General features: G+C 45.2%; 5 protein-coding genes. All 5 read right to left on the reverse strand.

Annotated elements, in window-relative coordinates:
* Positions 1-12: 12 nt before the first annotated feature.
* On the reverse strand, positions 13-3,033 hold the full coding sequence (porW, locus tag BACCELL_RS12985) for a type IX secretion system periplasmic lipoprotein PorW/SprE (RefSeq protein WP_157133912.1): 3,021 nt from the start codon (positions 3,031-3,033) through the stop codon (positions 13-15).
* Positions 3,034-3,049: 16 nt separating this feature from the next.
* Positions 3,050-3,877 carry a metal ABC transporter permease gene (locus BACCELL_RS12990; RefSeq protein ID WP_007212276.1) on the reverse strand — a complete coding sequence of 276 codons (828 nt, stop codon included), beginning with the start codon at positions 3,875-3,877 and terminating at the stop codon, positions 3,050-3,052.
* A gap of 1 nt (position 3,878) precedes the next feature.
* Entirely contained in the window at positions 3,879-4,295 is a 417-nt protein-coding gene (locus tag BACCELL_RS12995; RefSeq protein ID WP_007212277.1) for a hypothetical protein, read from the reverse strand.
* A 3-nt stretch (positions 4,296-4,298) separates the two neighbouring features.
* The gene (locus tag BACCELL_RS13000; protein ID WP_007212278.1) at positions 4,299-5,552 is read right to left on the reverse strand and encodes a 3-phosphoshikimate 1-carboxyvinyltransferase; all 1,254 of its coding nucleotides are present in this window, start codon (positions 5,550-5,552) and stop codon (positions 4,299-4,301) included.
* A 529-nt stretch (positions 5,553-6,081) separates the two neighbouring features.
* Positions 6,082-7,215, reverse strand: coding sequence for an ATP-binding protein (locus BACCELL_RS13005; protein WP_007219614.1), 1,134 nt, complete (start codon positions 7,213-7,215; stop codon positions 6,082-6,084).
* Positions 7,216-7,260: the final 45 nt, after the last annotated feature.

A 7,260-nucleotide genomic window follows, 5' to 3' on the forward strand; every position in this document is an offset into this window, starting at 1 on the left:
CTGTTAGCTATTTCAGTCCCCAAAGATAACACCATTTTCCGGGTCGTCCTCTTCCGTAGGCAGATTTTCTTCTCTCTGTCGTTCTTCTTCCTCTGTCGGCAGGTTCAGCAGAGGTTCATCCAGTGTATAGCCTTTTAGTTCCGGTTCCGGTATGGAAGAGAAGTGTGTACGGTAGAAGGCATCATAATCATCGAAACTATATTGTTTGATTAATTGCGCATAGTTGGCCTCCGAGATGAGTATGGCACGCATACCACTGAGCCGTGCCGCCATTTCGGGATTTGCATAAAGTCGACGGAAATACTGCTGTGTTTCATCGTAATTGTTGAACGGACGAATTTGCAACATACCGATACCCCGTTCGTGAGCAAATGCAAGGTCGAAGTTCTTAACCAGGAAAGTGGAGAAATTATAGCGTGCCACTTCAAACAGAAGCATATTCTCGTTTACTTTTCCTTCTTCATAAGCAAGGATAAAGAGGAACGGTACATTGCGCTCTGTGCTGAAAGCACTGTCCGGTGGGAGAATAGCGGTACTGCTCGAACTGTCGCCCAACAAGTTGCCTGCCTCGGCCAGTTCGGCACTCCGTCGTTGCCAGATAGAACCGAATGTATGGCTGTCACGGGCCAGCAGACGTCCTTCCTGTACGCCTTTCAGTATATGGGCGGCCAGATCGGTGATTTCGTTCTGCGGATATTGCTGTACAAGTTCTTTCAGAGTGGCGAGGAACCTTTCTGTTTCTCCTCCCTGCAGTCGGGTGACGGCTTCGAGGAACATAAACTTCGGGCGATGTTGCCCTAATGGATATATTTCGGAAGAAAGATGTTCGGCAGCCCGCACGGTGGCTGTGTCGCCCATCTGGAAATGCTCATAAGCACGGACATAGAGTGAATCTTCACGTTGTTTACCATGTACGGCATTCTCTGCGAAATCCGGGTCAGCCAGTGTCTTGGCATAACGACTTTCGGGGAATCGGGCGATAAGTTCGGCTTTATATTTTTCAGCGGAACTGCCTTTTTTCTCATAATATTCTATAGCCAATTCCGTCAGGAATAACTGATAATAGGCTTCATCAGCTTGCGCGAAGTCCGGGAACTGCCGTATGAGCCTTTCGAACATGGCTTCTGCCCGTTGGAAATCGTGCATACGATCCTTGAAAACCATTCCAGCACCGTATAAAGCTTCCGATAGCAATGCGTTGGATGCCTGCATGGCCTCTTCTGTCAATGGGATCTGTGCCAGATAGTATTCCGGACGATGCGTATCATTGGCGATGCTGTCGGTAGTTCCCTTTTTAGGATCTTTTTCTGGGGAGACAGAGCTTTCTGTTGCTTCATTTTCCTGACTGTTCGGGATGCTGTCTTTGGGGGCAATATCTTCCGATTCACTGTAATCTATTTCTTCAAAATCGTCCAGTGCAACCACAGTTTTGTTTTTCCTCCGCCAGTTGTCTTCCAGTTTTCTACGTCCCCACAAACGTTGGAACTCTGCTTTTCCCTGCTCCACTAATTGCGGATTATAGAAATACCAATCCTGCTTTCCACCTATTGCCGGCTGGGTGGTTTGTGGAGTAGTGGTATTCCCTTGCCCTGGTTTGCTGATAATCGAAGTTGTAGGTAACTGACTTTCCGCTTCTTCCCGCATCTGCAGGCGGTTTGTTTCCCGCTCTGCTTCTTCGGCCGCCTTGCGTTCTGCTTCCTCCCGGGCGATGACCTGTGCAATGATGTTTTCTATGACGGCCATTCGTTCCGCCTCCGGCATCCCGGCAAGGTGCTGCAAACTATCCTGCAACTGTATGGTATTGGTATGAGGTACCAGTTCGTCCAATATTTCCGAACGGGTGGTAATGTCGGCATATTCCCGGTGTGTCTTATCTATCAATCCTATTGCCTCTGCATATGCTTTCTGCGCTTCAGCATAGCGTGCCTGCTGCCAGTACAAGTTTCCTAATGTCAGTTGAAGAATTCCTTTCTCCACACCATTACGGGTGCTCTTTTCTATTCCTTTGTGATATGCGGAAAGAGCCTGCGCCGTGTCTTTCCCGGCCAGGTAAACATTACCCAATGCATAGTAAATCTGATCCAGATACTCTTCGTTTTTCTCGTCTTTGCTCAGCCGCAGTAGCTTCCCTGTTATCTTACGGCTATTGGCGGTGGGCATCACTTCCGTCTGGCGGATACGGGCACTCAATGCCAGTTCGTACGGAGGGTTGAGACGAATTACTTTGCTGTATGATTGATAAGCTTGTTCCGGTTGTTGCAATAGCTGGTAAGTCTGTCCCAGGAGATAATAGCATCGCGCTTTTTGCTGTTTGTTCTTCTCGTTTTTGGCTGTCTTTTCAAGATGAGGGATGGCTTCTTTGTATCGCTGACTGCCCAACAGGTAGTTTCCTGTTGCCGAAGCATAAGGGACTGCCAGTGATAGTGGCAGACTATCGTTATTTACCCGGTTCAGAGCATCTTCAGCATCGTATTGCCAACCCAGTGCTGAGTAGCAGCGGGATAGCCAGATCAGAGCTTCGGAAGTGATATTCGTCTGTCCGTCATAGAGGCGCACGATATAAGAAAAGGTTGAGGCAGCTTCCGGGAAATCTCCTTTCTGATATTGTGCTTTTCCCAATAGCAGCCATGCACGGTGTATGAAAGGATTGAACTCCCGACGTGCCAGCCATTTTTTGTATTCGTCCGTGTATGCCCGTCCTGGTTTACGTATGGGGCGTCGCTTGATAGAATGCTGACGAATAGCTTTTTGCGCTTTTTCAATGGCTCGCTCATAGTCGGAAGTACCGATACCTGTAGTTTCTTTATTGCCGATGGGATAGAGGGGGAGCATTTCCATGTAGTTATCCTTATTCCCTTGTTGCTGTGCCTGCAATCCGGCTTTATAAGCTTCGTTTCCGTTGAAGTAGACGTTGTAACGGGTGGTTAGGGCATGATAGAAGCGTGTGCCGGCTGTATTCTTTCGGGTAGAACATCCGGCAACGAGCATCAAAGTGACTAAGATGCCAGTGAGGAGGATTGCTTTGCGTTTCAACTATGCCAGTAAGTTTTTACGGGTTCTGCGTTTTCTGCCGTAAAGATAAATAAAAACTCTTTCCCAGCTTACATACTGCGTATATAATGATGGAAAAGAAGATGATAGCTGCGCCGGAAGGAACGTTGAGATAGTAGGATATCATTAATCCGCCCAGGCAACTGAGATAACCGATGCCGATGGATAGCCAGATAATGCGGTGGAAACGATGCGTAAACAAATTCGCAGTCATTTGTGGGATGGTGAGCAGGGAAATAACCAGCACAATGCCTACCATGCGCAGACATGCCACAATGGTCAGTGCAATGAACATCATCAGTACATATTCGAATATTTGTACGGGAATACCTTGTGAACGTGCAAATTCCCGGTCGAAAGCAACGTAAATAATCGGACGCAGGTATAGGATAAAGAAAATAGCCAATATCACTGCAAGTCCTGCCAGCAAGGCGATGTCTCCGAATGTAATCGTCAGTATATTACCGAACAGATAAGCGGACAAATCAGGTGCAAACCCGGGTGAAAGGAAAGTGAACATGATACCCAATGCCATCCCCAGCGTCCAGAATACCGCGATAGCTGAGTCCTCACGCATATCATTGCGTTTGCTAAGCCATTCCACGCCAAAAGCCGACAGTACCGCAAACACTCCGGCTGCCAGAATAGGAGAGATTCCTGTATATAATCCCAGACCAATTCCTCCGAAAGAAGCATGTGTCAGTCCGCCACTAATGAACACCAGTCGCCTCGTTACGATATACGTACCGATAAGTCCGCAAACAATGCTTGCCAGCAAACTGCCGATGAGGGCATGTTGAAAGAAGGTGTATTGCAGTAGATCCACTTTAAAATCTCCTCTCTCCTATAATCAGGAATATTTCATCTTTGATATTGTTTGGCAGAGCTATTCCACGTAGTTGCAAACTGCGTACCCATCCGGCAACGTCGATGTCCTGCATCGTATAGAATACGTCCCTGAATTCATCTTCCTGTTCAGGAGTGTAATCTTCGGGGGCAATGCCGATGTACTTGTCCAGTTCTTCATCATCGTAGTACTCTATCTTTTTGCTGACAGCAGCTAACAGACTGTCCCGTTCGCATATTTCGTGCTGTCCGCAGCATTCTGCGTCGGCCTCTTTCACTTCAGGCATGGCATCCAGTTCTCCGCGCTCTATTTTCTTTTGCAAGCGTTGGTTACGGATGTATCCTGCCAAAAGGGCGATACAGACAAGTGCAATAAGACTTATAATTAATATCCACATAGCTTATTCCTCTATTTCAATCCCAAATCCTACTTGTTTCAAATCTTCCCAGTATCCCGGATAAGACTTGGACACCACTTGCGGATCGGCAATCCGTATGGATGGCGTCCGAAGGATGGCGGGTGCAAATGCCATTGCCATCCGGTGGTCTTCATAAGTCGCAATAACGGGATGGGAGGCCGGTTCGCAGCGTTCACCGTTCCAGATTAATATACTGTCCTGTTCCGATTTTACCACATATCCCAGTTTATTCAATTCTGTAATAAGCGCCTGAATGCGGTCGGTTTCCTTTATCTTCAAGCTCTGCAATCCGGTAAATCGGAAAGGTATGTTCATTAAACAACAAGTCACAACGAAAGTTTGTGCCAAGTCGGGTATATCCACTAAATCTTCCTTTAAACAGGTAACGGGAGTTCCCATCTTAGTCAGTACCACTCCTTGGTCGGTATATGTGGTGTGTACACCGAGTTTGGCAAATATTTCAGCTCCCCGGCTGTCGCCCTGATAGCTGTGTGGGAGAAGTCCGGGTAATTTTATTTCCGTTTTTGTAGATTCTTTTTTTTCATTATCCTGAATTAAGGCAACCATCTGATACCAGTAAGAAGCACCGCTCCAGTCACTTTCTACTGTGAAAGGTATGTCTCTGTACTTTCCCGGACGGACGGTGATACTACTTTCAGAACTCCAGGCAGCGTCTGCACCGAATTCTTTCATTAGTTGCAGTGTTAGATTAATGTAAGGGCGGGAAATGATTTCTCCTGTAAGATTCAACCTCAATCCGTTTTTCAGGATGGGGCCGATCATCAGTAAAGCAGATATATATTGTGAACTGACATTTCCGGCAAGGCTGATTTCTTCGCCTGTTAATTCTGTACCTGTGATGCGTAAAGGTGGAAAGCCTTCTTTTCCGGCATACTCTATCTGTGCACCCAGTTCACGTAAGGCATCCACCAGAATACGTATGGGGCGTTGTTGCATCCGTTCGGTACCGGTAATGATGCGTGTACCCGGTGTTACACTGAGGTAAGCCGTGAGAAAACGCATGGCGGTTCCGGCGGCAAGAATGTCGATATGTCCGGGATTCCCGTCCAGTGCTTTTATCATGACACGGGTGTCATCGCAATCGCTCAAATTGCTTGGCGCGATATGCCCTTGGGCTAAAGCGTGTAATATCAAAGCCCGGTTACTGATACTTTTGGAAGCCGGGAGCTGGATAGTGGTATGCAAAGTGGCTGGTGCCGAAAGTTTATAGCGCATAGTTGTATTCCTTCTTAAACGTAATAGCTGGTTTACAGGCTACAAAAGTACGATAAATATCTGAATAAAGAAACTTGAGTTACATGACTTCTATCCGAACTGTGCACAGATTTGTTTCGTATCTGCTCTGTGTCTGCTCCGTACTTACTCCGTATATAATAGAGGTATCACTGACCGAATAGGCTACGGAGTAGTTACGGAGATGATACGGAGATAGTATGGAGATGACACGGAGAGTATACGAAGATGGCATGGAGCCGTTCTGAAACGAATTCCGTCAACGGGTTATTTAAGAGGTGCGTAGAACGCAAGTAATATATGTATACGAATATCTTTTTTGCGTAAGGAAGCTTACTCTCAGATTATCAAAAGCTTACAAAATATTAATTCCCAGTCGACAAGAAGTTAAGAGTTTGTCAACAAACTCCCAACTTCTTGTTGACAAACTCTTAACTTCCTGTAAATGGAAAAATAGTATTTTTTTCGGTTTCCTTACAGTCTCAGGATTACAAATCCGATTGAACGGCGGTTATAACACAAATTCCTGATAGTTCTCTTTGTTTATTACTTTGAAAGACGCTTCCGGATAAGCTGTTGCGAAACTGGTAGGGACATTCGTTTTTTTGTCTCCCCACTTGAATTCAAAAGCGGATAAACCTTCGGGTGATTCTTCTATTAGATCAATTTCTTGATTGTCGTATGTTCGCCAGAAATAGAATTCTTTGGCTCGGTTACGATTATAAGATTGCTTCATTCGTTCGCTGATTAAATAGTTTTCCCATAGTGCGCCCACATCTTGGCGTACAGATAGAGGGGTGAAATTTCCGATGATTGCATTGCGAATACCGTTATCGTAAAAGTACCATTTTCCGGCTTTCACTACCTCTTTACGGAGATTGCGTGAATAGGCTCCCAAACGATACACCACGAATACTTTGGATAATAAGTCAAGATATTTTTCAACTGTATTTTTGCTCATTCCCAATTGCTTACCTAATTCGTCATAAGATACTTCACTGCCCATTTGGAATGCAATTAGACGCAGTAGTTCCTTCATCTTACTGGAATTTTTCAAACCGTCGATTGCTAAAATGTCTTTCAATAGATAAGCTCCTACAATATCTCGTAGATAATCAGTTTTCCGCTCGAAGCTTTCTAGCATCACTACTTCAGGATAAGAACCATAGATAAGTCTAGATTCTAAGTGCTGTCTTGTTTCCAAAGCATTTTCTATTTGTGAAATCTCTTTTTGTGAGAATGGAGTCAGATGGAATTGGGTAGATCTGCCTACCAAAGGCTCACCGGCTTTGTTGAGTAGGTCGAAAGAGGAAGAACCGCTTGCAATGACTTTGATGCCTTCCACTTCGTCCACTATTAATTTAAGTTTGGAACCGATTTCCGGGATGTTTTGTGCTTCATCAATAGCTAGCAAATCTATCCCTTCTAATAAATGCCTGTAGTTGGAAATACTTCGTTCATTTAATAGGGCAATCGTATCGTAATCCTCTCCGTTAAGTAACATGGACTGACCTTTAAACTCTTTTATCAACTCACGTATGAGAACCGTCTTTCCAACGCGTCGTGCACCAAAAAGCAGAACCGCTTTATTGGGTTCTATTCGTTCTGATATTTTATCCTGAAGGATACGTTTAATAATATTCATCACACTTTGTTTTGTGACAAATATAGTAAAAAAGGTCTTTCTATT

It is taken from the genome of Bacteroides cellulosilyticus DSM 14838 (assembly GCF_000158035.1).
In the GTDB taxonomy this organism is placed as follows: Bacteria; Bacteroidota; Bacteroidia; order Bacteroidales; family Bacteroidaceae; genus Bacteroides; species Bacteroides cellulosilyticus.

Bases quoted from the DNA above. Each gene is read 5' to 3' on its own strand.
- BACCELL_RS13000 (WP_007212278.1), bottom strand. From the start codon at position 5,552: ATGCGCTATAAACTTTCGGCACCAGCCACTTTGCATACCACTATCCAG.
- BACCELL_RS12995 (WP_007212277.1), bottom strand. From the start codon at position 4,295: ATGTGGATATTAATTATAAGTCTTATTGCACTTGTCTGTATCGCCCTT.
- BACCELL_RS13005 (WP_007219614.1), bottom strand. From the start codon at position 7,215: ATGAATATTATTAAACGTATCCTTCAGGATAAAATATCAGAACGAATA.